This is a genomic window from Pseudomonas sp. 31 R 17 (assembly GCF_900004915.1).
GTDB lineage: Bacteria > Pseudomonadota > Gammaproteobacteria > Pseudomonadales > Pseudomonadaceae > Aquipseudomonas > Aquipseudomonas orientalis_A.
On sequence record NZ_CVTN01000073.1, the window covers coordinates 1 to 26,141 of the forward strand.

Annotated in this window: 25 protein-coding genes; 14 read left to right on the forward strand and 11 right to left on the reverse strand. The window is 60.9% G+C overall.

What is annotated here, in order from left to right; all coding sequences use genetic code 11:
* The 3 genes from BFP89_RS17380 to BFP89_RS17390 form a co-directional block, all read left to right on the forward strand.
* Positions 1-596: metal ABC transporter permease (locus tag BFP89_RS17380; RefSeq protein ID WP_065886669.1), on the forward strand; the 596-nt coding region annotated here is incomplete at its 5' end.
* An 11-nt stretch (positions 597-607) separates the two neighbouring features.
* Positions 608-1,486, forward strand: coding sequence for a metal ABC transporter substrate-binding protein (locus tag BFP89_RS17385; protein ID WP_065886670.1), 879 nt, complete (start codon positions 608-610; stop codon positions 1,484-1,486).
* Entirely contained in the window at positions 1,483-2,043 is a 561-nt protein-coding gene (locus BFP89_RS17390) for a gamma carbonic anhydrase family protein (protein WP_065886671.1), read from the forward strand. The genes BFP89_RS17385 and BFP89_RS17390 overlap by 4 nt, the downstream gene beginning before the upstream one ends.
* Positions 2,044-2,081: 38 nt before the next feature.
* Here BFP89_RS17390 and BFP89_RS17395 read toward each other — a convergent pair whose 3' ends face one another.
* Entirely contained in the window at positions 2,082-2,603 is a 522-nt protein-coding gene (locus tag BFP89_RS17395) for a DUF3617 domain-containing protein (RefSeq protein ID WP_065886672.1), read from the reverse strand.
* A gap of 130 nt (positions 2,604-2,733) precedes the next feature.
* Between BFP89_RS17395 and cls the strand changes: the two genes are divergently transcribed.
* Positions 2,734-4,173, forward strand: coding sequence for a cardiolipin synthase (gene cls, locus BFP89_RS17400; RefSeq protein ID WP_065886802.1), 1,440 nt, complete (start codon positions 2,734-2,736; stop codon positions 4,171-4,173).
* Positions 4,174-4,309: 136 nt separating this feature from the next.
* Here the strand turns inward: cls and cfaB are convergent, their stop codons facing one another.
* The 8 genes from cfaB to hflK (BFP89_RS17440) form a co-directional block, all read right to left on the reverse strand.
* Positions 4,310-5,494: a C17 cyclopropane fatty acid synthase CfaB gene (gene cfaB / locus BFP89_RS17405; RefSeq protein WP_065886673.1), complete on the reverse strand. Its 1,185-nt coding sequence runs from the start codon at positions 5,492-5,494 to the stop codon at positions 4,310-4,312.
* Positions 5,495-5,581: 87 nt separating this feature from the next.
* Positions 5,582-6,370, reverse strand: coding sequence for an HvfC/BufC N-terminal domain-containing protein (locus tag BFP89_RS17410; RefSeq protein WP_065886674.1), 789 nt, complete (start codon positions 6,368-6,370; stop codon positions 5,582-5,584).
* Entirely contained in the window at positions 6,361-7,206 is an 846-nt protein-coding gene (locus tag BFP89_RS17415; RefSeq protein ID WP_065886675.1) for an MNIO family bufferin maturase, read from the reverse strand. The genes BFP89_RS17410 and BFP89_RS17415 overlap by 10 nt, the downstream gene beginning before the upstream one ends.
* Positions 7,207-7,268: 62 nt before the next feature.
* Entirely contained in the window at positions 7,269-7,520 is a 252-nt protein-coding gene (locus tag BFP89_RS17420) for a BufA2 family periplasmic bufferin-type metallophore (RefSeq protein WP_065886676.1), read from the reverse strand.
* A 114-nt stretch (positions 7,521-7,634) separates the two neighbouring features.
* Positions 7,635-9,518 (reverse strand): cation-translocating P-type ATPase, encoded by a 1,884-nt coding sequence (locus tag BFP89_RS17425; RefSeq protein ID WP_065886677.1) that lies wholly within the window; start codon positions 9,516-9,518, stop codon positions 7,635-7,637.
* Positions 9,515-10,549 (reverse strand): protease modulator HflK, encoded by a 1,035-nt coding sequence (hflK, locus tag BFP89_RS17430; RefSeq protein WP_065886678.1) that lies wholly within the window; start codon positions 10,547-10,549, stop codon positions 9,515-9,517. Before hflK (BFP89_RS17430) ends, BFP89_RS17425 begins: the two co-directional genes overlap by 4 nt.
* Positions 10,546-11,535 (reverse strand): protease modulator HflC, encoded by a 990-nt coding sequence (hflC, locus tag BFP89_RS17435; RefSeq protein WP_065886679.1) that lies wholly within the window; start codon positions 11,533-11,535, stop codon positions 10,546-10,548. The genes hflK (BFP89_RS17430) and hflC overlap by 4 nt, the downstream gene beginning before the upstream one ends.
* A gap of 12 nt (positions 11,536-11,547) precedes the next feature.
* Complete coding sequence (gene hflK / locus BFP89_RS17440) at positions 11,548-13,452, reverse strand: protease modulator HflK (protein ID WP_065886803.1); 1,905 nt, start codon at positions 13,450-13,452, stop codon at positions 11,548-11,550.
* 310 nt (positions 13,453-13,762) lie between these two features.
* On the opposite strand from hflK (BFP89_RS17440), the gene BFP89_RS17445 reads away from it, so the two are divergent.
* The 10 genes from BFP89_RS17445 (at position 13,763) to BFP89_RS27655 (ending at position 23,741) form a co-directional block, all read left to right on the forward strand.
* Entirely contained in the window at positions 13,763-14,386 is a 624-nt protein-coding gene (locus BFP89_RS17445) for a CDP-alcohol phosphatidyltransferase family protein (protein ID WP_065886680.1), read from the forward strand.
* Between the two features lie 11 nt (positions 14,387-14,397).
* A complete protein-coding gene (locus BFP89_RS17450) occupies positions 14,398-16,146 on the forward strand; it encodes a bifunctional alpha/beta hydrolase/class I SAM-dependent methyltransferase (protein WP_065886681.1) in 1,749 nt (582 codons plus the stop codon).
* A 2-nt stretch (positions 16,147-16,148) separates the two neighbouring features.
* A complete protein-coding gene (locus BFP89_RS17455; RefSeq protein WP_065886682.1) occupies positions 16,149-17,447 on the forward strand; it encodes a phosphatase PAP2/dual specificity phosphatase family protein in 1,299 nt (432 codons plus the stop codon).
* Positions 17,437-17,880: a hypothetical protein gene (locus tag BFP89_RS17460; RefSeq protein WP_065886683.1), complete on the forward strand. Its 444-nt coding sequence runs from the start codon at positions 17,437-17,439 to the stop codon at positions 17,878-17,880. The genes BFP89_RS17455 and BFP89_RS17460 overlap by 11 nt, the downstream gene beginning before the upstream one ends.
* Positions 17,881-17,889: 9 nt before the next feature.
* Positions 17,890-18,510: a lysophospholipid acyltransferase family protein gene (locus tag BFP89_RS17465; RefSeq protein ID WP_065886684.1), complete on the forward strand. Its 621-nt coding sequence runs from the start codon at positions 17,890-17,892 to the stop codon at positions 18,508-18,510.
* A 1-nt stretch (position 18,511) separates the two neighbouring features.
* Positions 18,512-19,444 (forward strand): phosphatidate cytidylyltransferase, encoded by a 933-nt coding sequence (locus tag BFP89_RS17470; protein ID WP_065886685.1) that lies wholly within the window; start codon positions 18,512-18,514, stop codon positions 19,442-19,444.
* A 622-nt stretch (positions 19,445-20,066) separates the two neighbouring features.
* Complete coding sequence (locus BFP89_RS17475) at positions 20,067-21,146, forward strand: SagB/ThcOx family dehydrogenase (protein ID WP_057726031.1); 1,080 nt, start codon at positions 20,067-20,069, stop codon at positions 21,144-21,146.
* Between the two features lie 2 nt (positions 21,147-21,148).
* Positions 21,149-22,126, forward strand: a complete 978-nt coding sequence (locus BFP89_RS17480; RefSeq protein WP_065886686.1) for a diiron oxygenase — start codon at positions 21,149-21,151, stop codon at positions 22,124-22,126.
* Positions 22,119-23,330 carry a multidrug effflux MFS transporter gene (locus tag BFP89_RS17485; protein ID WP_065886687.1) on the forward strand — a complete coding sequence of 404 codons (1,212 nt, stop codon included), beginning with the start codon at positions 22,119-22,121 and terminating at the stop codon, positions 23,328-23,330. Before BFP89_RS17480 ends, BFP89_RS17485 begins: the two co-directional genes overlap by 8 nt.
* A 237-nt stretch (positions 23,331-23,567) precedes the next feature.
* Complete coding sequence (locus tag BFP89_RS27655) at positions 23,568-23,741, forward strand: DUF3077 domain-containing protein (protein ID WP_083208096.1); 174 nt, start codon at positions 23,568-23,570, stop codon at positions 23,739-23,741.
* A 133-nt stretch (positions 23,742-23,874) separates the two neighbouring features.
* Here BFP89_RS27655 and BFP89_RS17490 read toward each other — a convergent pair whose 3' ends face one another.
* Positions 23,875-24,234 (reverse strand): hypothetical protein, encoded by a 360-nt coding sequence (locus tag BFP89_RS17490; RefSeq protein WP_065886688.1) that lies wholly within the window; start codon positions 24,232-24,234, stop codon positions 23,875-23,877.
* A gap of 72 nt (positions 24,235-24,306) precedes the next feature.
* Positions 24,307-26,139, reverse strand: a complete 1,833-nt coding sequence (glmS, locus tag BFP89_RS17495) for a glutamine--fructose-6-phosphate transaminase (isomerizing) (protein WP_065886689.1) — start codon at positions 26,137-26,139, stop codon at positions 24,307-24,309.
* Positions 26,140-26,141: the final 2 nt, after the last annotated feature.

The window sequence follows — 26,141 nt, forward strand, 5'->3', positions numbered from 1 at the left end:
CCCGCCGCACCGGCCTGCGCGAAGACGCCAGCCTCGCCGCCATCTACCCCATCTCCCTCGCCGCCGGCGTGTTGATTCTTGGCATCGCCGGCAAGCGCCTGGACCTGCTGCACCTGCTGTTCGGCTCCGCGCTGGCCGTGGATGAAACCACCCTTACCGGCATGCTGTGGGTGACCGGCTTCAGCCTGATTGCCATGGCGCTGATCTACAAACCGCTGTTGCTCGATACCCTCGACCCGCTGTTCCTGCAAACCGTCAGCCGCCTGGGCCCGCTCGCCCACGGACTGTTCCTGACCCTGGTAGTGCTGAACCTGGTGATCGGGTTCCAGGCCATTGGCGCCTTGATGGTGGTGGGTTTGATGATGCTGCCGGCCATCGCTTCACGCTTCTGGAGCCGGCGCCTGCCGGTATTGATCGCGGTATCGGCAATGCTGGGATGCCTGTCGGTATGGCTGGGTCTGCTGTTGTCGTTCTATTACTCACTGCCCAGCGGCCCGGCCATCGTGCTGGTGGCGGGCGGCGGGTATTTGCTGTCCGTGGTCTTTGGTCCGGTGCACGGCTTGCTGCGCCGCCCGCCCTTGCTGTCATCCCAATGAGGTGTTTTCCGATGCGCGCTCTACTCGTGCTGTTCAGCCTGCTGCTGCCGCTGTCGATGGCCCAGGCCGCCGACAAACTCCAGGTGGTCACCAGCTTCAGTATCCTCGGTGACATCACCCATCAGATTGGTGGCGATCACATCCAGATCAGCAACATGGTCGGCCCGGACGCCGACGCCCACACCTACGAGCCCACGCCGGACGACGCCAAGGCGCTACTCAAGGCCAGGCTCATCATCAAGAACGGCCTGGGCTTCGAGCCCTGGTTGGACCGTCTGGTGACCAGCACCGAAACCCGGGCCACGGTGGTCACCGCCAGCAAGGGGGTGATCTCCCACACCATGGACGAGGACGGCGAGACCATTCCCGACCCGCACGCCTGGCACAACCTGGCCAATGCCGAGATCTATGTCAACAACATCACCAAGGCGCTGGTGGCCGCCGACCCTGCCAACCAGGCGGACTATATGCGCAACAGCCAGGCCTACCTGAAAGACATCTACCGCCTGCTGGCCGAAGCCAAGACCAGGTTCGGCGCGCTGCCTGCGGGTAACCGCCGTATTGTCACTTCCCATGACGCCTTCGGTTACCTGGGCCAGGCCTACGGTATCCAGTTCCTCGCGCCCCAAGGCCTGTCCACCGAGCGCGAACCGTCGGCCGCCGAAGTGGCCGCGTTGATCACCCAGATCCGCAAGGACAAGGTCAAGGCCGTGTTCATGGAAAACATCAAGGACTCACGCCTGCTCAAGCAAATTGCCGACGAAAGCGGCGCGCAGATCGGCGGCACGCTGTACTCCGATGCCCTGGCCGCAGAAGGCCCGGCCAGCACCTTTACCGGGCTGTTCGAGTACAACCTCAACACCTTGTGCGCCGCGCTGGGCAAACCATGATTCGCAAGAACCCTTCCGGCGATCTGCCGGTAATAGCCGAATCGGCCTATGTCGACAAAACCGCGATCATCTGCGGCAAGGTCATCATCGGCGAAAACGTGTTTGTGGGCCCCTACGCCGTGATCCGCGCCGACGAAGTCGACGCCAGCGGCGCCATGGACCCCATTACCATCGGTGCCAATTCCAATATCCAGGACGGCGTGGTGATCCACTCCAAGTCCGGCGCCGCCGTGACCATCGGCGAGTTCACCTCGATTGCGCACCGCTCCATCGTGCATGGCCCCTGCACCGTCGGCGACCGCGTGTTCATTGGCTTCAACAGCGTGCTGTTCAACTGTGCCGTGGGCGACGGCTGCGTGGTGCGGCACAACTCGGTGGTGGACGGGCGCGACCTGCCCGCAGCCTTCTATGTCCCCTCCACCACCCGCATCGGGCCCACTACCGACCTGTCGCAATTCCCGCCGGTGAGTGTCAGCGCCTCGGAGTTTTCCGAAGACGTGGCGCGCACCAATGTCGACCTGGTGCGCGGTTACAAGGCCCTGCAAAACGAGTTCTGAAGCAGGAGCCGGGTGTTGATTGGCAATGCCCGGCTGGATCAGGCGCGAGGTTTGACGGTGCCGCAATCGTTACCCAGCCACTGGGCGTGAGTGTCCAGGCTGCCCTTTTGCTGGATGCCGGTGGCATTGAAGGTGCCATTGACGGTGGTGGTGAATTCTTTCTGGCTCTGGAACGTCGCCACCCCCGTACCCTGGGCTTTCGGGCAACTGAAGCGGAATTTCCACTGGTTACCGGTTTTGTCGGTCACTTGCTGTTTGCAGCCCGATTGCGGGTCGGTCAGGGGGATGGAATCGGAGGCGACCTGAGCCGGCGTCAGGCACACCTGCACGCCTTTACCGGCCATGGTAATGCCTTGTTTTTCCAGCATGGCGCGTTGTTCGGGGGTCATCTGTTGCTTGAGCTGACCGAGGATCAGCGACAGGTCCGGCAGGTCCTGGTTATCGACTTTCATATTGCTGGTGGTCAATTCCCACAAGCCCGGCGCCAACATCTGCGCCTGCGCCGCCACCGGCAGCGACAAACCAACAACCATGGACAAACACAGCAGACGAGCATTCATCGGGTAACTCCTGGGCAATGGTGGGCGTTAGACGCCGCAAAGGCGCCAGTGTTGCACGGCAAATAAAATAGCGACATTCACTGTGGAACATGGTCTGTTACGCACTGGACTGCCCGGAGTGATGTCGTTCATGGATTTTTTTGGCCCGCACCTGCTCGCCTACTTCATTGCCACGCTGCATTTTTTCGGGAGCCTCGCCGCAGTCCATGCGGTACTGACCGTCAGGACCGCCCAAGGCTCGATTGCCTGGGCATTGTCGTTGATGTTCATGCCCTATCTCACGCTGATTCCCTACCTGATTTTCGGGCGCAGCACCTTCGATGCCTACATCCAGGCGCGTCGCCAGGCCAACCAGGAAATGCACCGGGCAATCGCCGAGCTGAACTGGCGCCCGTGGGTCGAGGAAGCCCTGGCCGCACGCAACTCCAGTGCCTACGCGTCCTTGCGCGCCATGCCCAAATTGGGCCGCATGCCCTGCCTGGCCAATAACCAGGTGCAGTTGCTGGTCGATGGCGACGCCACCTTCAGCGCCATCTTCGAGGCCATCGGCAACGCGAAAACCGCCGTGCTGTTCCAGTTCTTCATCATTCACGACGATGACCTCGGCCGCCAACTGCACCGGTTACTCACGGCAAAAGCGGCAGAAGGCGTGGATATCTACGTGCTCTACGACCGTATCGGCAGCCACGCCCTGCCCCATCGCTACGTACAATCACTGCGCGACGCCGGGGTGAAGGTCAAGGCCTTCGCCACCCGCAGTGGCTGGCTGAACCGCTTCCAGGTCAACTTTCGCAACCATCGCAAAATCGTGGTGGTGGACGGCGTCACCGGGTTTGTCGGCGGGCACAATGTGGGCGATGAATACCTCGGCAAAAAGCCGCCGTTGTCACCGTGGCGCGATACCCACGTGCAGGTCACCGGCCCGGTGGTGGCGTGCTTGCAGGAGTCGTTTGCCGAGGACTGGTTCTGGGCCGCGCGGGCATTGCCGCCGCTGATCCTGCCGGACGCTTATCCGGAAGACGGCGTGCTCTGCCAACTGCTCGCCAGCGGGCCGGCGGACCCGTACGAAACCTGCTCGCTGTTTTTCGTCGAGGCCATTCATGCCGCGACCCAGCGCGTGTGGATCACCAGCCCGTATTTCATCCCCGACGAAGCGGTGTTCGCCGCCCTGCGCCTGGCCGTCCTGCGCGGCGTGGATGTGCGCGTGCTGCTGCCCTCGCGTCCCGACCACCGCATCGTGTACGCCGCCTCCAGCCTCTATGCCATCGAAGCAGTACGCGCCGGCGTGCGGGTGTTTCGCTACACCCCCGGGTTCCTGCATCAAAAAGTGGTGTTGGTGGACAGCGAAATCAGCGCCATTGGCAGTGCGAATATGGACAACCGTTCGTTCCGGCTGAATTTCGAGGTGATGTTGCTGACGGTGGACGAAGCCTTCGCCAAAGAGGTGGAGCAGATGCTGCTGGACGACTTCGCCCAGGCCCATGAAGTCAGCCAGGAAGAAAGCCGCGAAACCCGGCGCCTGCAACAGCTGGGCATGCGGGTGGCACGCTTGATCTCACCGATTCTTTAAACACACAGGAGGCCCTCTGTAGGAGCGAGCTTGCTCGCGAAAAACGTCAACGATAACGCGTGCTTTCTGAATGAACACGGTGCCTGTGAGTTTTTCGCGAGCAAGCTCGCTCCTACAAAAAGCCCCCCTCCCACATTCAGCGGTAGATATCTTCCCGCGTCCACGGCAGTTCATGGCTGCCATCGGCATGGGGTTTCACCGCCAGGATCTGGTGCAGGTTGATCCAGCCCCGCGCAAACGCATAGGCGCAACCGGCCAGGTACAGGCGCCAGATACGCAAGACGTGCTCCGGCACCCTCTTCGCCGCCGCTTCGAGGTTGTCCTCCAGGCGCTCGCTCCAGTGGTCCAGCGTGCGGGCGTAGTGCAGGCGCAGACTTTCGACATCCACCACTTCCAACCCGACTTCGCTGATTTCGGCCGTCATCATCGCCAGGTGCGGCAACTCGCCATTGGGGAAGACATAGCGCTCGATGAACTCCCCGGCGCCACGGCCCACGGGACGACCGTCGGTATGCTTGGCGGTAATGCCATGGTTCATCACCAGGCCGCCTTCGCGCACGGCGCCGTGCAGAATCCGGCAGTATTGCGCCAGGTTCGCGTGGCCGACATGTTCAAACATGCCCACGCTCACCACCTTGTCGAAACGGCCATCCTGAGGCAGGTCGCGATAGTCGAGCAGCTGCAGGTCGACCTGCTCTTCAAGGCCTTCGGCCCTGACCCGCTCTCTGGCCAGGGCCAGTTGTTCCTTGCTCAAGGTAATCCCGAACACCTTGACGCCGAATTCCCGCGCCGCAAACCGCGCCAGACCGCCCCAGCCACAGCCTACATCGAGCAGGTATTCACCCGGCTGCAAGCGCAATTTGCGGCACAGGTGGCGAAATTTGTCTTGCTGGGCCTGGTCGATGGACTCGCTGCCGGTTTCGAAATAACCGCAGGAATACGCCATGTCCTGGTCCAGCCATAGCTGATAGAACTCGTTGGACAGGTCGTAGTGGTACGAGATGGCCGCCGCGTCGGTTGCCTTGTCGTGGATCGAGCGCACCGGGCGAGGTCCGTCGTCGTCGTCGATCAAGGCGTGACTCAATTCGTCACATACCCTGATCACCTCGGCAATGGAGCCTTCCAGGTCGAGCTTGCCCTCGACGAAGGCTTCGCCCAGTGAATCGAGCGTGGGATGGGTCAACTGTGTGACGACCGTAGGGTCCTTCACCACAATGGTCACACTGGGCTCAGGGCCCAGGTTGAATTCATGGCCGTCCCAGAGTCGCAGACGCAGCGGTAGCTGAAGATTCTGTAAGGCCGGTGGAAGTTGCGCGAGCATGAGTAGTCCCCCCCTTGTTTCAGACGTCTGGAGTGAGGGTAGACCATCCCAAATAAAGTAGGAAGCTATCGATTAAATAACTGCCTGCTATGAAGCCCGACGTTCGAGCAACCCGTCCTGGATCCACTGTTTCAACCACGTGGCCGCTCGCAGTGGCGCACCCTCTCCATAAATGACTGCCAACTCGGTGCACAGTTCTGAAAAGTTCCAGCCGGTGGTCGTCATGCCTGCCAGCGCTCGGGCCTCATCCGGCTCAAGGCTGCGGTACTGACACAGGTTGCGGTGACGCCACACCAGGCACACCTGTGCCACGTCCAGCGCCTGGCTGCCGGGAAAGTCCGATTCATCCTTGTTGGCCCGCCAGATCGCCACTGTATTGAAACGGCACAGCACGTGTTGCACTGAAGGCGCCAGCGATACGCGCAAGTGCGGCCAGTCCTCGGGCGTCAGTTGCGCCATATGGTCGAGGGTCAGCGGCTCGCCCGCAGGCGCGTCGAAGGCCAGGGTGAACGCCCATTCCAACTGCGCCAGTTCGGCCAGGGGAATACTTTGTTCGGCCACCAGATGCTCAAGAATAAACACTGCAAAGCGCTCACCCAGCCAACGCAGGCTGTAATGGTCCGACGGGTAGCGCCGAACATACGCCTGGCTCAATGCGGCAAACTCTTCATCACCCAGCCAGTAGCGGATGGCGGCGAAATCATGACGTAACACTTCCTGTAAGCGCGACAGGTAAGCGTTGTGATAAATCGCCAGGCCCGTGTCTACATCCAGCGTCGGGCCGCCGAGCAGGGTGGCAGAAAAGCCACTGGCGGCGGTGGACGTTTCAGACAACAGATGCGCCTCGAAGGCCAGTTGCCAATCGATCAGGCGCATTGCGCACCCCCGGCCAAAGCGGTGGCCCCCAGTTCCCGGGCCTTGCTCAATTCAGCCAGCAACGCCTCGAAGGGCGGAAAATGATCGTCGCGTTCCAGCAGCGTCGACACCGGCCCCAGATGTTCCAGGGTGCGCTGATAGAGCGCCCACACCGGGTCGCACACCGGGTGATCATGGGTATCGACCACGTAGTCGCCGTAATCCACATGCCCCGCCAGGTGCAGCTGGCGAATGCTTTCGGGCGGCAGGTTGCGAATGAATTCCCAGGCATCGAACCCGTGGTTGCGCGAGCTGACGTACACATTGTTCACGTCGAGCAGCAGTTGGCATCCGGTCAGGTGCGTCAACGCATTGAGAAATTGCCACTCGGTGAATTCATCTGCCTTGGAGCGTACGTAGCTGGAGACGTTTTCCAGCACCAACGGGCGTTGCAGCACGTCTTGCACCTGACGCACGCGACTGGCCACGTGGTACAGGCTTTCCTCGGTGTAAGGCAGGGGCAGCAGGTCATGCAACTGGTGGGCGCTGCCGCGGCTCCAGCACAGGTGATCGGAAATCCACGCCGGCTGGATGCGCGCGGCAAGCTGCTGGATGTGCTTGAGGTATTCGGTATCGATGGCATGGGGGCCACCGATCGACAGGGACACACCGTGCATCACCAGGGGATAGCGCTCGGCTATCGCGTCCAGGTAGTACAAGGCTTTGCCGCCCTGCACCAGGTAGTTCTCGGAGATCACTTCGAACCAATCCACTGCAGGGGATTGGGCCAGGATCTGTTCATAGTATTCGTTGCGTAAACCCAGGCCGTAACCCAGGGAGGGGAATGAACTGACCATCATGCGCTCCTGGAAGTGTCCGCAGCGGCGCGGTGTCCGCTGCGGTCGCACTCGCGTGTCGGTTACTCGCCGACTTTGCCACCGGCCTTGTCGCATTCGGCCTGGGTCATGGCCTTGAAGCCGTGGCCCTTGCAGACCGCCTGGCCTTTGCAGGCGTTTTCAGCGGTTTTGCAGTCGTTCATGCCTTTGCAGGAAGTGACGCCGTAGCAATGAACCGGAGCATCGGCGGCCTGTACCTGGGTGGCGACGCCGGCAAACAGGGAAGCGGCAGCGATCGCCAGGGCAGCACCGGAAACGGCGTGTTTGATATTCATTGTGTAGTCCTCAGGTGATGGTGTCGGTCTGGACGGATTGCCCAGTCTCGACACACCACTAGAGTGAGGCGCCCTTTGCGCGTTACAGCCCTGTACAAAGATTTGTAAAAATTATTAGTCGAGCTTCAGCAACGGCTCCTGAAAGCGCAGCAAGCGCCCGGCGTTACCGAGTACCAGCAAGGTGCTGAGGTTATGCAGCACGGCGGCAATCATGGCCCCGGCGGCGCCCAGCCAGCCGAAGGCGGCGAACACCACGATGGCCAGCGTCCAGCCCAGGCCGATGATCACGTTGACCTGCAAGGTGCGTCGGCACTGCCGGCTCAAGCGCACGCAGGTACCGAGGCGGCGCAGGTCGCTGCCGATCAGCACCACGTCGGCCGAGGCCAGCGCGATATCGGCACCGCCGGCGCCCATCGCTACGCCGACCACGCCGGCTTTCAGTGCAAGGGAGTCGTTGATCCCATCCCCCACCACCATCGGCCGGAAACCGCTGCCGATCTCTCCCAGCACCCGGTTGAGTTTGTCTTCCGGTAACGCCTGGGCCTGAACCTCACTGATGCCCACACTTACGGCGAGGCTGTCGGCCACGCTCTGGCGGTCGCCGGTGAGCAGCAGTTGGCGACCCAGTCCCAGCTCGCGCAGTTCCTGCAAGGCCTGGCGCGCCTCCGGTTTGACGCTGTCGGCCAGCAGCAGCCAGGCCAGGAATTGCCCGTTCAGCGCCAGCCCGGCAATCGGGCCGTCGTGCTCAGGCACCGAGGTGGTGACGATATTCAATTGCTCGAACAGTTCGGGACGGCCCAACGCCGCCTCGCCCTGTTCCGTGTGCGCAACCACGCCGAGCCCCTGGCGCTCGCGAATATCGCTCAGCGCCAACAGTTGCTCCTGCGTCGCCAACCCCGCCAGCGCACGGCTGACCGGATGACTGCTGGCCGAACCGAGGCTGGCCGCCAGGTTGAGCAACGCCTGGCGATCGGTCGAAGCGGTTTGGATGGACTGCAGACGCAAGGTACCGAAGGTCAGGGTGCCGGTCTTGTCGACAACCAGCGAGGTGAGGTCCGCCAACTCTTCCAGAAACGCCGAGCTGCGAATCAGGATGCCATGGCGCGCGGCGACCGCGATTCCGGCAATCGCGGTCGCCGGCGCTGACAACACCAATGCACAGGGACACGCCGCCACCAGCACGGCAAGCATCGCCTGGGCGTCATGAGTGACAAACCAGGTGACCGCCGCCAGCAACAGTACCAACACCATGTAGCTACCGGCATAGCGCTCCAGTAACCGCGTGATCGGCGGCTTGGCCCGCTCGGCGTTCTGCATCAGCGCAATGACCTTGCCCAGGGTCGACTCATTGCCCGTGCGCGTCACTTCAAGGCGCAGCAGGCCGTCCAGATTGATCGCCCCGCCGAACACCTGTACGCCCACACTGGCCTCCAGGGGCACCGACTCCCCGGTAATCGGCGCGGTGTCCAGGCTGGCCTGGCCCGACAGCACCACGCCATCGGCCGGCACGCGGTCGCCGGCACGCACTTCGACCACATCACCGCTGTTCAGGGTGGCGTTGTCCACTTCCACAATGCTGCCGTCAGCCTGCACCCGGCGTGCATGGCTGCGGGTGAGCTTGCCCAGCGCATGGATCGCTTCCTGGGAGCCGATCACGCTGCGCTCTTCAAGTACATGCCCGAAAATCATGATGATCGGCAGCAAGGCAGCGGTCAGCAGATCGCCCGTGGCCCAGGCGCCCATCATCGCCAGCGCGATCAATTGGTCGGTGATGCCATGCAGGCTCGGGTAGCGCAGGCTGTACCAGGCCGAACGCATGACCGGCACGGCCACCAGCAGCGAGGCAACACCGAGCAACAACTGGCTGACCCCGCTCTGGTCCGCCGCCAGCCAGCGCCATACCAGGCCCAACAGCAATAAACCCAGGGCCAGCATGGCCAGGGTCAATTGCCGGGCGGCGCTGCGCTGTTCAGTCGTGGTCAGCATGGATGCGCTCATTGCTCGGCTCCCTGGAGGATCAAACGGGCGTCGTCTTTGGGATCGACCGTGGTCACCGAGCCGGCCTGGCCGAGAATCTTCGGCAAGCGTTCACGGTACAGGCGCAGCAACAAGCCCGGGTCTTTCACTTGCGCCAGGCCGGCGACCGTGGCGGTCTGCGCCTGGGCATTGGCCAGACGTTCACTGGCCTGGGCATGGGCGACCTGCACTTGGCGATCAGCCTCCTGGTTGGCGGTCTGGGTGAGCTTTTGCGCATCGGTGTGCGCGTTGGCCACCGCTTTGTCGGCTTGCTGGCTGGCCGTGAGTACCGCGTTGAACGCGTTCACCGCCGGGCCCGGCAGGCTCGATTGCACATCGACCCGGGTCACTTCGATACCCAACCCCAAGCCGCTGGCGGTCAACTGCGCCAGACGCTGATTGATGCCTTGCACCAAATCACCGCGCAGCCGTTCGCGGCGCTCGGCGGCGCCGTTGTCAGTGCCGATCAATTCAGGGCGCGCCACTAAGATAGTGTCCAGGTCCCGCGCCGCCGCCAGGGCAACCGCGCTGCGCGTCACCAGGCGGTCCAGCGCAGGCAGCACATGCTCGCCCTGCAATACAAAGGCATAGGGTTCGGTGACCTTGTAGAAGGCTCGCACATCCAGTTGCACGATCCCGGCATCACCGGTCAGCAGATAGCCGGAGCCGGCCAGCGTATCGCTCAAGGGTGTGGCGAAACTGGCCACGCGGTCCGCCTGCGCCGCCGCATCCGAACGCAACAGGTTCTCCACCCGACGCTCGATCACCCGGTCCGCCGCCGGCAGCAACACCACCTGCTCGAACGGTTGCGGCCATGCCAGCAGCAGCCCGGCGTTCTGAATGCGGTCGAGGGCGCCGAAGTGCAGCACCATGGCGCGGTTCTGCGGGTCGATCTGGCGCACATTGGAAAACGCCCAGGCCAACGCCGCCAATACGGTGACTGCGTACAGCGCCAGGAACGTCAGGCGTCCGGCCTGGATCCAGGGGCTGTCCGGGCTGTCACGCTCACTCATGGCTGAACATCCTTCGGTCCATCCACCAGCGCGCGGAACGGCGCGGCATCGGTACGCAGAATGATCCTGGTACTTGGCGTCACCACCGTACCCAGGGTATCCAGCGAGCGCAGCAGGTTATACAGCTGCGGGTTGCCCGCGTAGGCACGTCCGTAGATCTGCGCCGCCTCGACCCGCGATTGCGCTTCGATATCAGCGGCCTTGACCGTGGCCTCGGCTTGCACGATCCGCGCATCACGCTCGGCCGCCGAGCGGATCTGCGCCGCCTCGCGCTTGCCCACGGCAGTGCGTTCGGTGGCGATGGTTTCACGTTCGGCGCGCATGCGGTCGACCGTGGCGGTGAGCGTCACCGACGGCAAGGTCAGCCGCTCGATGCCGACCTGGGCCACGCGGACGCCATAGGTGGCGAGCAATTGCTGATCGATCTGCCGGCGCAGTTGGGCTTCGAACTCGGCGATGCGTACCTGGCTGGCGTCGGTGTTGATCAGGCTGGACAGGTCAAAACTGGCTGCCGTGGTCTCCAGCGCCGAGCCGACGAAGGTACGGATCTGCCGCGCCGCTTCGTCCGGCTGGTTCTGCACCGCACGCATGAAGCGCTGCACATTGTCGGTATCGCCCTGCACCTGCCACGCCACGTAGGCTTGCACGATGATGCGCAAGCCATCGCGGGTGCCCACATCCTGCAACCCGCTGGAGGTGGTACGCAGGCGCAGGTCCACCGGAATCGCCGCTTCAAACGGCGCCGGCCAGCGCCAGCCCAGGCCCGGTTCCAGCAGCACCCGCACCGGGTTGCCGAACCGGGTAATCACCGTGGCCTCGCCGGAACGCACCTGCACCAGGCTCGCCGCCGCGATGGCGAACAGCACAAGCACTGCCGCCCAGGCCATGCGTCGCCAGGGAAAAGGTCCGGCCGCCTGTTCATCGCCGTGATGGTGATGGTGGTGATGGCCGTGATGATGACCGTGATCGTGGGAATGAGCGCTCAACAGACAGACTCCTTATTGAACGGCTTTACGCGGCACCGAGGGATCGGCCGGCAAGGTAAAAGAACGCAGATCGATCGTCGGCGCGCTGTCGGCGCCCAGGCGATGATCCAGAATAAGCAGTTTGGCGTGGGCCAGGCCCTGGCTGAGCTGGCCCAGGTACTGCTCCAGCACGAAGGCTCGGCCCGCCGTGGCATAGGCCTTTTGTTCGGCAACAAAGCGCAGGTTAGCCGCCTGGGCACCGGCATTCACTTCGCGGGCGGTGGCCTGGGCCTGGTCGCGGGCCGTGCTGGCCTGCAGCAACGCCTGGTTGGTCTGCTCGCTGGCCGCGCCGCGCTCGCGCGCGATCAATGCCTGCGCGCCGATCTGCGCGGCTTGCACGCCATGGTAGGCGTTGGCGGCGCCGGCCGGTGGGTGGATCGCTTCAACGACGGTGGCGAGAATTTCCACACCACTGTCGAGTGCGTTCAGGTCCGCTTGCACGCTGCGACCGATCTCGTCGGCGAGGCTGGTGCGTTGTTCGCCGAGCAATTCGTCGAGGGTGCGCGAGGCGAACTCATGCACCAGGATCCGGCTGGCGGTGCTGCGAATCAGGGTCGGGACATCGGCGCTGTGGTAGGTGGCGGCCAGCGCCGCCTGGTCCGTCAGGCCGATGCGATAGACGAACCGCACGTCCATATTGACGATCTGGAAGCTCTGCTTGTCGCCGCTGCTGCTGGCGATGACCTGGGATTTGTCATTCACATGGCTGGCGTCCCACAGGCGGTTGGCGATCAGCGGCGCCGGACCTTCGGCGCTGGCCAACTCGGGTGCGGCCGTTTCGCTGACGCTGGTCGCCAGCTCATGCACCACGCCGTTCTCTATGTTCAACACGCGGCCCAGCGGCCAGGGCAACCCGGCGTGCAGGCCCGGGCCGAACACCTCTACCGGTTTGCCGAAACGCTCATAGATTCCACGGCCCTGCAAAGGCACTTCATGCACGCCCGTCAGCGCCCAGCCTACCGCGAGCACCACCAGCAGCACCGGCAGGAACGCGCGGCGCATGTAGGTAAACGCCCAAATCTGGCGCAGGTCGATGCCGAAGCGGTTATGCAGTTCATGCTGCAACGCCAGCAAGGGTTGCGGTGGCCAGCGCAGCAGGCCTGCGACAAAGCTCTGCGCGATCAGGCGCGGTTCGAGGCGCGGCTGGCGCGGGCTGAACAGCGACAGCACGCCGCGCAGCAGAAACTCCAGCGCCACCAGCGCGGGCAGCAGGCCGATCAGCACTGCCAGGCGCAACGGCCACACCGACTCGGCACCGGCGAACAGCAAGCAAATCGAGCTGACCAACAGGCAACCGAGCGCCACGCGGCACAGCTGCGCCAGGGCTGAGGCTTCAGGCCACTGCGCAGGTGTTTGCTGGGCCAGGCGCCGCTCGAACACCAGCAAACCGAACGCCAGCGCCAACCCCAGCGCCGCGCCGATGCTGGCGGACTGACCGACGGCTGCGGCGGGTAGCGTCAGGTTCCAGAATTCGATGATGCTGATCAGCGCCAACAATGACCACCCGCACAACCACAACACCGGCGCGCCAATCTGATCGCTGACGCGCTCAACCAGGCGAGCGTAGCGGCCGGTTTCTGTAACCGGCGCATCAACCGCCGGCTCTTCCAGCGCCTGGGCCCGCCAATCGGCGACCCACCACGCCGACTGCAGCCCGGCGACCAGCACCAACAGCGCCGATGAGCAATTGATCAGCACCACCGGCCAGATCGATACCGGCGCAAACAGCGCGACGAACAGCGCCAATACCCAGCCGGTGACGGCCGCGGCCGTCAGGCTGATGCCGGCTTGCCTCAATCGACGGGCATGGAACACCCCTTGCTGAAAGCGCGGCAGGCCTTCAACCGAAGCGCCGTCAGCTTCTAGATCCACTTGCATCCACTCAACGCCCGCTTGTACATAATTCGTTACGATATAACACAGGGCGTGAAATTTTTGTTCGCTTTTGGCCACGCCGCCGATCCTTGTGGGAGGGGGCTTGCCCCCGATGGCCATGGGTCTGTTAAAACAGGTCTTGGCTGACACACCGCTATCGGGGGCAAGCCCCCTCCCACATTTGAATCTGCGCTTTCTCCAGACCGTGACTAAACCCCCATAAACACGCGACATCACTGGTGCACGCTGCAATTAATCGGCACACTCCAGAACAGCTTTTCGCGGGTCCACGGACAAGGAAGCATCGCCCCTCATGATCTCCATCTATCAGCTCAAGCCGCGTTTTCAAAACCTGCTGCGCCCCCTCGTGCAACGCCTCTATGACAACGGCACCACCGCCAACCAGATTACCGTGCTGGCCGGCGTCATTTCCGTGCTGGTGGGCCTGCTGATCGCCGGCTTCGCCCAGCACCTCTGGCTGTTTGCGCTGATCCCGCTGTGGATGATCGTGCGCATGGCCCTCAACGCCATCGACGGCATGCTCGCGCGGGAATTCGGCCAGCAGTCACGTCTGGGCGCCTACCTCAATGAACTGTGCGATGTGATCGCCGACAGCGCATTGATTCTGCCGTTTGCGCTGATCCCCGGCGTGAGCCTGGCGCCCGTGCTGCTGGTGACGTTGCTCGCGGTATTCAGCGAATACGCCGGCGTACTGGGGCCGATGGTGGGCGCATCGCGCCGCTATGACGGGCCGATGGGCAAGAGTGACCGGGCGTTCGTACTCGGCGTGCTGGCCACTGGCGTGGCGCTGGGCTGGCTCGGCGCCGGCTGGGTCGACACGGTGATGTGGCTGGTCGCCGCCCTGCTGGCCTACACCCTGGTCAACCGGGTGCGCCACGGCCTCAAGGAACAATCAGCAACCTCACCGATTGCATAAGGATTTTTGCGATGCGCGAACAGCAACAGCACACCTTCAGCACCCATGATGGCGTCGAGCTTTTTTACCGGCACTGGCCGGCTACGGCAGACGCCGGGCCGCGCAAGGCCATTGTGTTGTTCCATCGCGGTCATGAGCACTCAGGTCGAATCGCGCACCTGGTGGACGAACTGGGCCTGCCCGACTTTGACTTCTTCGCCTGGGACGCCCGTGGCCACGGCCAATCCCCCGGCGAGCGCGGTGACAGCCCCAGCTTTGCCACCAGCGCCCGCGACGTACAGACCTTCTGCGACCACATAGGCGCCGCCTACGGTATCGACGAGGACAACCTCGCCGTTGTCGCCCAAAGCGTCGGCGCGGTGATCGCGGCCACCTGGGTGCATGACTACGCACCCAGGATCCGCGCCCTGGTACTCGCCTCCCCTGCCTTCAAGGTCAAGCTGTACGTGCCTTTCGCCCGCCCGGGCCTGGCACTGATGCGCAAGTTTCGCGGCAACTTTTTCGTCAACAGCTACGTCAAGGCCAAGTTCCTCAGCCATGACTCGCAGCGTGTGGCGTCCTACGACAGCGATCCACTGATCACCAAGGCCATTTCGGTGAACGTGCTGCTGGGCCTGTACGAAGCGGCCGACCGGGTTGTAGCCGACGCCCAGGCCATTCATGTGCCGACCCAATTGCTGATCTCCGGCTCCGACTTCGTGGTGCACCGCAAACCCCAGCAGCAGTTTTTCGAGCGTCTGGGCAGCCTGAAAAAAGAGCTGCATGTGCTGCCCGGTTTCTTCCACGACACCCTCGGTGAACGTGACCGCGCCACGGCCGTCAACAGCGCCAGGCGCTTTATCCTGCAAAACTTCACGCAACCGCTGGACCGCGCCAGCCTGCTGGACGCCGACAAACTGGGCGCCACCTGCGCCGAATCCGAAGCCCTCGCCGCACCGCTGCCGCGCAATTCCCTGCGCGATCTGTACTGGCGCATGACGCGCGCCAGCATGGGCCTGGGCAAGAACCTGTCGGACGGGGTGAAACTGGGTTTCGACACCGGCTTCGATTCCGGCAGCACCCTGGATTACGTGTACCGCAACACGCCCACCGGCAAAGGCGCGCTGGGGCGGATGATCGACACCAACTACCTGAACTCCATCGGCTGGCGCGGTATTCGTCAACGCAAGCTGAATGTCGAAGAGCTGCTGCGCCTGGCCATGGCCCGGTTGCGTGCGGACGAGCGCGACGTGCGTATCGTCGATATCGCCGCCGGCCACGGGCGTTACATCCTGGAAGCGTTGCAGGGTGTAGCGCCGCTGCCGGAATCGATCCTGCTGCGCGACTACAGCGACATCAACGTGCGCGACGGCAGTGCGCTGATCCGTGAAAAAGGCCTGGGAGACATTGCCCAGTTCATCAAAGGCGATGCGTTTGACCGGGCGAGCCTGGCGGCGCTGGCGCCCAAGCCGACGTTGGCGGTGGTGTCCGGGTTATATGAGTTGTTTGCCGATAACGCGATGGTCGGCGGTTCGTTGGCGGGCCTCGCCGAAGCGGTGGAGCCCGGCGGTTATCTGGTCTATACCGGCCAACCGTGGCACCCGCAGCTGGAACTGATCGCCCGCGCCTTGACCAGCCACCGCCAGGGCCAGGCCTGGGTGATGCGTCGGCGCAGCCAAGCGGAAATGGACCAATTGGTGGAGGCTGCGGGCTTTCGCAAGATCACTCAGCGTGTGGATGAATGGGGCATTTTCACCGTGTCCCTGGCGCAGAAGATCTGAGCATGCGCGAACCCGGCTTATTCAAACCAGCGCTTCTTTGGCTGCTGCTGTTGGCACCGCTGTTTTTCAGCACCTACGGCCTCGCCACCTGGGTCACCACCCAGCGCAGCGATGTGGGCACGCTGGTGTTCGGCTGGGAAACCCACATGCCGTTCTGGGCCTGGACTATCGTGCCTTATTGGTCCATCGACCTGCTCTACGGTTTCTCCCTGTTGCTGCCGAGCACCCGCCATGAACTCAGGCAGCACGCCCTGCGCCTGCTGACGGCCCAGGTGGTTGCCGTCAGTTGCTTCCTGGTCTGGCCGCTGCGCTTCACCTTCGAACGACCGGAACTGGATGGCGTGTTCGGCTGGTTGTTTGCGGTGCTGGCGGGCTTCGACAAACCCTTCAACCAGGCGCCTTCACTGCATATCGCGCTGCTGGTGATCCTGTGGGTCATGTACCAGCGACATACCCAGGGTTTCTGGCGCTGGGCGGTGCACGGCTGGTTTGCACTGATCGGTATTTCCGTACTGACCACTTATCAACATCACTTTATCGACTTACCCACAGGCGCCCTCGCCGGCTGGTTGTGCGTGTGGCTATGGCCGCTGGAACACCCCAACCCGCTGCGCAATGCCCGACTGACACGCGACCCTAAACGCGGTTGGCTGGGTGCGCGCTACGCCCTTGGCGCGCTGGCGCTGATGCTGCTCGCGCTGGCCTTGGGCGGTTGGGGGTTATGGCTGCTGTGGCCGGCAGTATCGCTGGGTTTGGTCGCGACCAACTACTGGCTGCTGGGTGCCGAGGGCTTTCAGAAACGCAGCGATGGCCAGCTGACCCCAGCCGCGCGTTGGCTGTATGCGCCTTATCTGGCGGCTGCCTGGATCAATTCGCGGCTGTGGACACGTGGCCATCCACAGCCTGAACCGATTGTGGATAACGTCTGGCTGGGCCGGATTCCAGCGGCCGGCGAGCAACAGCCATTCCAGGCCATCGTCGATCTCTGCGCCGAACTGCCGATTGATCCACAAGGCCGGCGCTACCAATGCATCCCCGTTCTGGACCTGATTGCGCCAACCTCCGCCGAATGCCTGCAAGCCGCCCAGGCCATCGAACGCTTGCGCTCGGACGGGCCGCTGCTGGTGTGCTGCGCACTGGGCTACTCGCGCAGTGCCACGGCCATCGCTGCCTGGCTGTTGCACAGCGGGCGCGCGGCGACGATCGATCAGGCGCTGGCTATTATTCGTACAGCACGCACCCGTGTGGTTCTGCATCCTGCACATCGCTTGGCTTTGGAGGGGTTGTCCCATGCCCGCTGACATGGAACTGCATGTGGTTGCCAGCCTGCTGCGGCGTGGCCGTTCGCTGGACCAGTTATCCACAGGCCTGACAGTGATCGGTTTGCTATTCGGCCTGGCCCAGTTGCTGATGGCGAGCGTTTCGACGATCTGCCTGCTGCTGGCCTTGTGGATGATCATCCTGGGGCTTCTACAGAAATACTGGGCGCTGCGCGTCGCGTTCGACGCCGATTTGTTCGCCCTGCTGGCCCGCGACACCCAGCGCACCGCCGACCTTGACCAAGCCCTGCAAACCCTTGGCCTGCAATCGGCCGAGCGCGCCGGCAGGCCCTGGACCGAACGCCGTCGTGGTGCACTCAAATTGCTGCGCAAACAGGCCTGGCTGCTTGGCGCGCAAGTGCTGCTGACCCTGGGCGTGATACTTGCCAGCCCTTGGTTACCTTTCGCCGGATAAGGAGTTCCCATGTTCGAACCCGTGGTCGCCACACTGATTACCTCCATGGCCCGCACCGTCACGGGCGCTCGCAGCCTGTGGCTGGGTTGCGCGCCGGTGCCGGTGCAACGCATTTATTTCGCCAATCACAGCAGCCACGGCGACTTCGTGCTGGTATGGGCGTCGCTGCCGCAGAACCTGCGCAAATTCACCCGCCCTGTGGCTGGCAGCGACTACTGGAATAAAAGCGCGCTGCGCCGCTACATCATCAACCGCGTATTCAACGGCGTACTGATTGATCGCGAGCGCAAAGACCCTGTGGATAACCCGCTGCAGCCAATGCTCGCAGCCCTGGAAGGCGGCGACTCGCTGATCATCTTTCCTGAAGGTACGCGCAATCTGGAAGACGGCCTGCTGCCGTTCAAAAGCGGCTTGTATCACTTGGCAAACAGTTACCCACAGGCCGAGTTGATCCCGGTGTGGATAGCCAACCTCAACCGCGTGATGCCCAAGGGGCGTGTCCTGCCATTGCCGCTGTTATGCACAACCAGCTTCGGCGCGCCTCTGCAATTGGAAGAAGGCGAAGACAAAACCGCGTTCCTTGCCCGCACTCGCGACGCCCTGCTCGCCCTCGCCCCGGAGCACTCCTGAGATGGATAGCCAAACCCTGATGTTATTCGGCGGGATCGGCGCGATTCTGGTCACCGCCTCGCTGATCGGCCTGATCCTCAAGCTGCGCACCGGTGGCAACCCCAATGCGGTGATCGACAACCTCAACGCGCGCATCAACGCCTGGTGGGTGATGGTGGTCGTCATCGGTATTGCCTTCTGGCTCGGCACCGGCGCGGTGATCCTGCTGTTCTACGCGGTGTCGTTCTACGCCCTGCGCGAATTCCTCACCCTCACGCCGACCCGGCGCAGCGACTACCCGGCCCTGGTAGCGGCGTTCTACCTGGCCCTGCCGCTGCAGTACGTGCTGATCTACGCCGATTGGTACGGACTGTTCTCGATCTTCATCCCGGTCTACGTATTCCTGCTGCTGCCGATCCTCGCCTCCCTGGGCGGCGACAGTACCCACTTCCTTGAGCGCGCATCGAAGGTGCAATGGGGCCTGATGATCGCGGTGTTCTGCGTGTCGTTCGTCCCGGCGCTGCTGACGCTGGACATCCCCGGCTATGAAGGCCGCAACCTGCTGCTGATTGCCTACCTGGTGATCGTGGTGCAACTGTCCGACGTGCTGCAGTACGTGTGCGGCAAGCTGTTCGGCAAACACAAGATCGCGCCCAACCTCTCGCCGTCGAAAACCGTGGAAGGTTTTGTCGGCGGCATCCTGCTGTCATCGCTGATCGGTGCAGCGCTGTGGTGGACCACGCCGTTCAATCCCTGGCAGTCGTTCCTGATCGCGCTGCTGATCAACCTGCTGGGCTTTGCCGGCGGGATTGTGATGTCGGCGATCAAGCGCGATCGCGGGGTTAAAGACTGGGGACACATGATCGAAGGGCACGGCGGCATGCTGGATAGGCTGGACTCGGTATGCTTTGCAGCGCCGATTTTCTTCCACCTCGTGCGCTACTGGTGGACCTGAGCCACCCCCTGTCTCAAAACCAATGAAGATCAAACTGTGGGAGGGGCTTGCCCTAATGCCAGTTCAGTTAAGGCTTTTTGTAGGAGCGAGGGGGGCGCCTAGCTCTTGCTCGCGAAAAACTCACACGCCTTAGGTTGCATCGACAAGAACATGGATGAACCGCTCATGGGATTTCTTTCACAGCTGTAGCGTTACGGCCAGCGTGAGCAGCGCAGTTAACGTGAGGCCTACCTCACCGAGGATTGCATATGGTGGGATTCTCCGTTTCTGACCCTTCACTTTTGCGCCATGGCAGAGCAGGTTGATGTGCTCATCGGCCACGGCAAAATATAGATAATCGGTAATCTCCTACATGCCAGAAACGATGTCTTACATTTGATCTTGGTTTTTTAATTTTACTTAATTTTCTTTTGGGCTAGCCTTTCAACGTCACTTAGAAAAGTGACACTCACTCAAAATTAGGAGTAATACCTATGAAATCTATTTCTCTGGAATCGAAAAAAATCGCTAACTTGGCTTGCCTCGCAGCGGCCAAATCCCGCTGATTGCTGAGCTGAGTAGTTGATGAGCTGGGGAGTGCCGGCTACCCAGTCTCATCATTAACCTGGCGCAGAGTTAAAAAATGCTAATAAATCCGAATGTTTTCATGCTGGCTCGCACACCGTTCATCGTCATTTGGGATTACAAAAATCACACTCAGTTTGAACTTGACTTAGCTTATTCCACTCGTTTTATACAGCTTGTTGAAGACCCTTCTAGATTCGATAGTACAAGCGAAATGGATGCGGCATTTCTCGCCGCCGGACTGTTACTCACAGATATATCCCCGCAGAATGAATGGGGGTGGGACGATCTTTCGAAAATTTTTCATATTGGGACTAAAAATCTGCCCATCGAACAACTACCGAACGACATTCACGAGTGGGCTTCTCTATACTTAGATCACTGTGAACAAGTCCTTGATACCCCTGCACCGATAGACCGTTTTGCCAAGCACTCCCATGAGGGGTTGATCTCGCTACCGGCACCCAATTCGGAAAAGCAAACTAGCCCCCTTACAACCACTCTGCTCGACCGAAAAACGTCGCGTTCGTTTTCAGACCAGGCCGTTACTCTGGACGACTTAAGCTCACTGCTCTACCTGTCCTTAGGTTACCTCAAAGAGCGCGAAGCCGGAGCCGACGACACAATTCCTGAAACACTCAGGGCGAGACGCAGCAGCCCTTCCGGTGGCGGGCTGAATGCATGCGAAGGCTACGTCTATGCTGCCAGGATATTGGGGCTGGAGCCCGGTATCTATTACTACCACCCAGACCTTCATGCTTTAAGGCAAGTTCACCCGCTTCCCAACGAGCCTTTGGGATTACTGCTCGCCGGACAACACTTTATCAACGAACTTCCTATGGGACTGTTCATAACGTCACGTTTTGACAAATTATGGTGGAAATACGAGCACTCGCGTGCCTACCGCATGGCTTACGTCGAAGCCGGACATATCTCTCAAACCTTTCAGCTCGTTGCAACTGCGCTAGGGTTGGCTACCTGGTTGACTGGCGCGTTGAGTGATGAGCGAGTTGAGCTGTTATTAGGCTTGGAAGAGTCTGCAGAACAACCGCTGTTCTTCGTAGGCGGCGGTTATGGCGATGGGCAGGTGCAATGCAAGGAACTCAGGGCCTTGATAGAGAGTCGAGAGCGAGGGTAATAATGTCAGTTACAAATACATTCGTCTTTGCATCTAACGAGATCCGCCAATATACACTGGGTGATTGGGACAACCGTTCGGCCGTACGCAGTAAGAATAGTACCTTCTTGCTTCCAGCTGATGCGGAGATTCTTCTGCAATTACAGACCAGGAAATGGTTTCCTCCAGCCTTTATTCCATACTTCAACGACAACACTATCCAGAAGTCGGGTGAGCATATCCAGCATCGATTGGCTGCGAATCATCTAGTCTATTTTCTCCGATATACGACGATCCTGGAGCATAAGATCGTTAACCGCTCGGTTGAGACCCTGATTCATGAAGAGCTGGGAATTAATTTGCCTCAAGCGATGAAACTTACAGCCTTGCAGCTTTACACTGACGAGGGTTATCACGCCCTTTTCTCCTTTAAGATCGCGGAACAGGTGGCGCATTTTTATGACATGCCAACCTGGGAGGATCCACCTAAACGTATCACTCTGCTACTCGAGTTGATGGACGCGACTTTGGACGAACATCGTCCACTGGCTTGGTTTTTTTTCGGCTTTGTCTCTGAAACTATCATCGCCAAGGAGTTATTGAGCATAACCGGTGACACGCTAATCTCCACGGTATATCAGATGTTTCGAGAGCATCTGGAAGATGAAGCCCGACATAGCCGCTATTTTTCCGAAGTTTTCCATTACCTATGGTCGAAGTTATCCCTTGTCCAGCAAGAACACTCCGCGAGCCTATTGATTAAAATTATTTTTATCTTTGCTGAAGTGGACGAGCCTTGGTTGAGCGCTAGCCTAACGAGCGTCGGCATCCCTGTGTTCGAAGCCACCAGGATAGTCCAAGCACTACAGGCACTGGATGTACGCACACAGCGAGCACGCTCTATTGCCATGGGCACGCTTCAAGCGATGACGCGCGCCGGTTTCTTTGAGTTGCAAGCTCATCGGGAATTATTCAGCCAATCAGGACTCATTGATGCTTGAAATAAAGGATCATTCCGTTGTCAAGGCCAGGAAAGTCGGTGCCACCGTACTACTGATGGCGATGGTCATGCTGGGCGTGTTTCCGGTGGACGTGCTTCTGCCTTCGTTTCCTTCGTTATCGCAGCACTTCAGCACCACAACGTCCGAGATCGCCTTGTCGATCAGCTTCTTTGCCATCGGTATCTCGTTATCTCAGCTACTGATTGGCCCTTTGTCGGACATACTCGGCCGTAAAACGTTGTTACTGGCTGGCATGGCAGTATCCATGGCTGGCGCCTTGGGTTGCGTATGGGCCACGAACTATGAGTATTTTTTGCTATTCCGTGTGATCCAGGCAGTAGGGTGTGGCTGTTTCGTACTGTCCCAGGCATTGGTTCAGGATCTATTTATCGGCAAAGAGCGGGATCGTTTACGAATTCTCATGGTAACGGCCAGTGGAATCTTCATTTCGGTCTCCCCCCTGGCCGGAAGCTTGTTGCAGGAGCTGATGGATTGGCAAGGTAGTTTCTATGTCTTCGCAGTGATTGCCGCTTTGGTATTCGTGAAGGCTCTGGTATCGCTGGAAAACCTGCCTATCAATAACACGGGGCCGCGTATCAGTATCTTGAGAGCCTACCGGCGAATCTGCAGTAACTTCAGTTTCGTGGCCTACTGGCTAATCGCTGCAATTGTTTTTGCTTGCCATTTCTCATTCATCGTCATATCGCCCCTAATATTCATGGAGCAGTTGCAACTAAGCAGCTATGAGTTTTCTCAGACGCTGTTATTGTACGGAGCAGCCTATGTGACTGGCGGTGTCCTTGCAGGCGTAATGAATAAGCATCTGGAGGCGGGTACACAAATTGTTATAGGACTATTACTGATTTTCGTTGCGGGGTTAGTGATGCTTCTATTACGGAGCCAATTTGGCCTGTCCGTCTTCACCATGCTGGTCCCAATGATTATCTGTACAGCAGGCACTACCATAACGCGGCCTGCAGCCACGTCCAAAGCTATGGAGCTATTCCCGGATAACGCTGGTGCCTCGGCCTCGGCAGGCAATACTCTAATTTTTATCTCAGGCGGATTGATCAGTGCCCTAGTCAACCTCAGCACCAACAACTTGCAAATTACCCTGGCACTGAGTTTCATCATCTTAAGCGGCATAGGTCTGCTGTTAAACCAACACATAAATCGCCACGCTAAGGTGTCGAGTTTGGCATGATTCTGATTTGCAGCGCCCCAGGGTATGCATCCCCGTCAAAGTGCGGCCGAGCTTCGCGACAAGAAGCTTACGGCTGGCATTTGTCCGTGGTCCTAAACCGCCCTTGGTCATATGCTGATAGCCTGGGCCTGTGGCAATTAAATTCGAGCCGCTGTAAATAGAGGCCGCAATGCTACCAGTTCTTTTTTCTAAAGTTGGAGCGAATAGTTACTTCCCGATCCACCGCATCCTTTTTTCATCACCCATCCTGAACTCAGCTTCGAGGATGCCTTGGCCTACGCCTCCGATCTGCTTCACTGCGCTGAGCAGTTACTCGATTCCCGGCAGGCAGCCCGCTATCTGGTTGAAATGGCCAAGGTGATGGTAGACCGGTCGTTGAACTGCATTGCTTCAGCAGACGTGGGCGCATAGCGTCGTAGGAGCGCGCTTGCTGGCGAGGGCGTAACGCGCAAAGATTGTTGCCAGGTGGCGTTCTCAGGTTTTTCGCGAGCAAGCTCGCTCCTACAGTAAATGCGGTGCAGCCTAGCCCTGAACTACGGGCTCTTTAAGCAGTGATCTCGAAGTAGCTAGACTCTCCGCCTCCTGTCGCACCCGATAGCCAGCCCCAGACGAAACTCAACATCGTGCGCCCTGCGTGATCCACGCCTACCGTGCCACGTGACCAGCCAGCAAGCAGTTCCCCTTCCAGGGTCAGGCACTGATACAGCAGCTCGATGGTATCTGGACCGGTCACCCGTCCGACTTGAGTGCCCAGGCAAATCCGGCCCCCCTGATAAGTGCTCGAAATCGTGTCACCGTCGACCAGGTAATGAAACACGGTGCCGGTCCCGGACAGCCCTTGAGCGTTGTTGGCGACCACAAACCGACGATTGTGCAGACGTGCGTAGACAGTGGAATTTTGCATCCGTCAGCTTCCTTTGATCGGAACGTAAAAAGGGGCTGTCGAAACAGCCCCTCTCGGTAACGCCAGTCAGGCTTATTCCACCGTCACCGACTTCGCCAGGTTGCGCGGCTGGTCCACGTCGGTGCCCTTGAGCACGGCGACGTAGTACGACAGCAACTGCAGCGGGATGGTGTAGAGGATCGGCGACAGGGTGTCATGGATGTGCGGCATGTTGATCACGTGAGTGCCTTCACCGTTGGTCATGCCGGCCTTTTCGTCGGCGAACACGATCAGTTGGCCGCCACGAGCGCGCACTTCCTGCAGGTTGGATTTGAGCTTTTCCAGCAGTTCGTTGTTCGGCGCCACGGTGACCACCGGCATGTCGTCATCCACCAGGGCCAGTGGGCCGTGCTTCAGCTCGCCGGCCGGGTAGGCTTCGGCGTGGATGTACGAGATTTCCTTGAGCTTCAGCGAACCTTCCATGGCCACCGGGTATTGCGCGCCACGGCCGAGGAACAGGGTGTGGTTCTTGTCGGCGAACAGTTCGGCGACTTTTTCCACGGTGCCGTCCATGGCCAGGGCTTCGCCCAGGCGGGTCGGCAGGCGGCGCAGTTCTTCCACCAGGGTGGCCTCAACGCCTTCGGCGAGGGTGCCGCGCACCTGGCCGAGGGACAAGGTCAGCAGCAACAGGCCGACCAGTTGGGTGGTGAAGGCTTTGGTCGAGGCGACGCCGATTTCACGACCGGCCTGGGTCAGCAGGGTCAGGTCCGATTCACGCACCAGGGAGCTGATGCTGACGTTGCAGATCGCCAGGCTGCCGAGGAAGCCCAGTTCCTTGGCGTTGCGCAGGGCAGCGAGGGTGTCGGCGGTTTCGCCGGACTGGGAGATGGTCACGAACAGGGTGTCGGGCTGCACCACCACTTTGCGGTAGCGGAACTCGCTGGCAACTTCGACCTGGCACGGGATGCCGGCCAGTTCTTCGAGCCAGTAACGCGCAACCATGCCGGCGTGGTAGCTGGTGCCGCAGGCGACGATTTGCACGTTGCGCACTTTGGCGAACAGCTCGGCGGCTTGTGGGCCGAAGGCGTTGACCAGCACCTGGTTCTGGCTCAGGCGACCTTCGAGGGTGCGCTGTACCACGGAAGGCTGCTCGTGGATTTCCTTGAGCATGAAGTGGCGGAACTCGCCTTTGTCGGCGGCTTCGGCACCATCACGGTATTGCACGGCTTCGCGCTCGACGGACTGACCGTTGATGTCCCAGATCTGCACGCTTTCACGGCGGATGTCAGCGATATCGCCCTCTTCCAGGTACATGAAGCGGTCGGTGACCTGACGCAGGGCCAGTTGGTCGGAAGCGAGGAAGTTCTCGCCCAGGCCCAGGCCGATCACCAGTGGGCTGCCACTGCGCGCGGCAACCAGGCGGTCCGGCTGGCTGGCGCTGATCACGGCCAGGCCGTAGGCGCCGTGCAGTTCCTTGACCGTGGCCTTGAGGGCGGTGGTCAGGTCGCTGTGGTCCTTGAGCTTGTGGTTGAGCAGGTGGGCGATGACTTCGGTATCGGTGTCCGAGGTGAATACATAGCCCAGGCCCTTGAGTTGTTCGCGCAGCACTTCGTGGTTTTCGATGATGCCGTTGTGAACCACGGCCAGGTCACCCGAGAAATGCGGGTGAGCGTTGCGCTCGCACGGCGCACCGTGGGTGGCCCAACGGGTGTGGGCGATGCCCAGGCGGCCTGCCAGTGGCTCACCGGCCAGGGCCTGGTCCAACTCGCTGACTTTGCCCGGACGGCGCATACGCTCCAGCTTGCCGGCGTTGGTGAAGACCGCCACACCGGCGCTGTCATAGCCACGGTATTCCAGGCGCTTGAGGCCTTCGATCAGGATGGCCGTTACGTTACGTTCGGCGACTGCGCCAACAATTCCACACATGG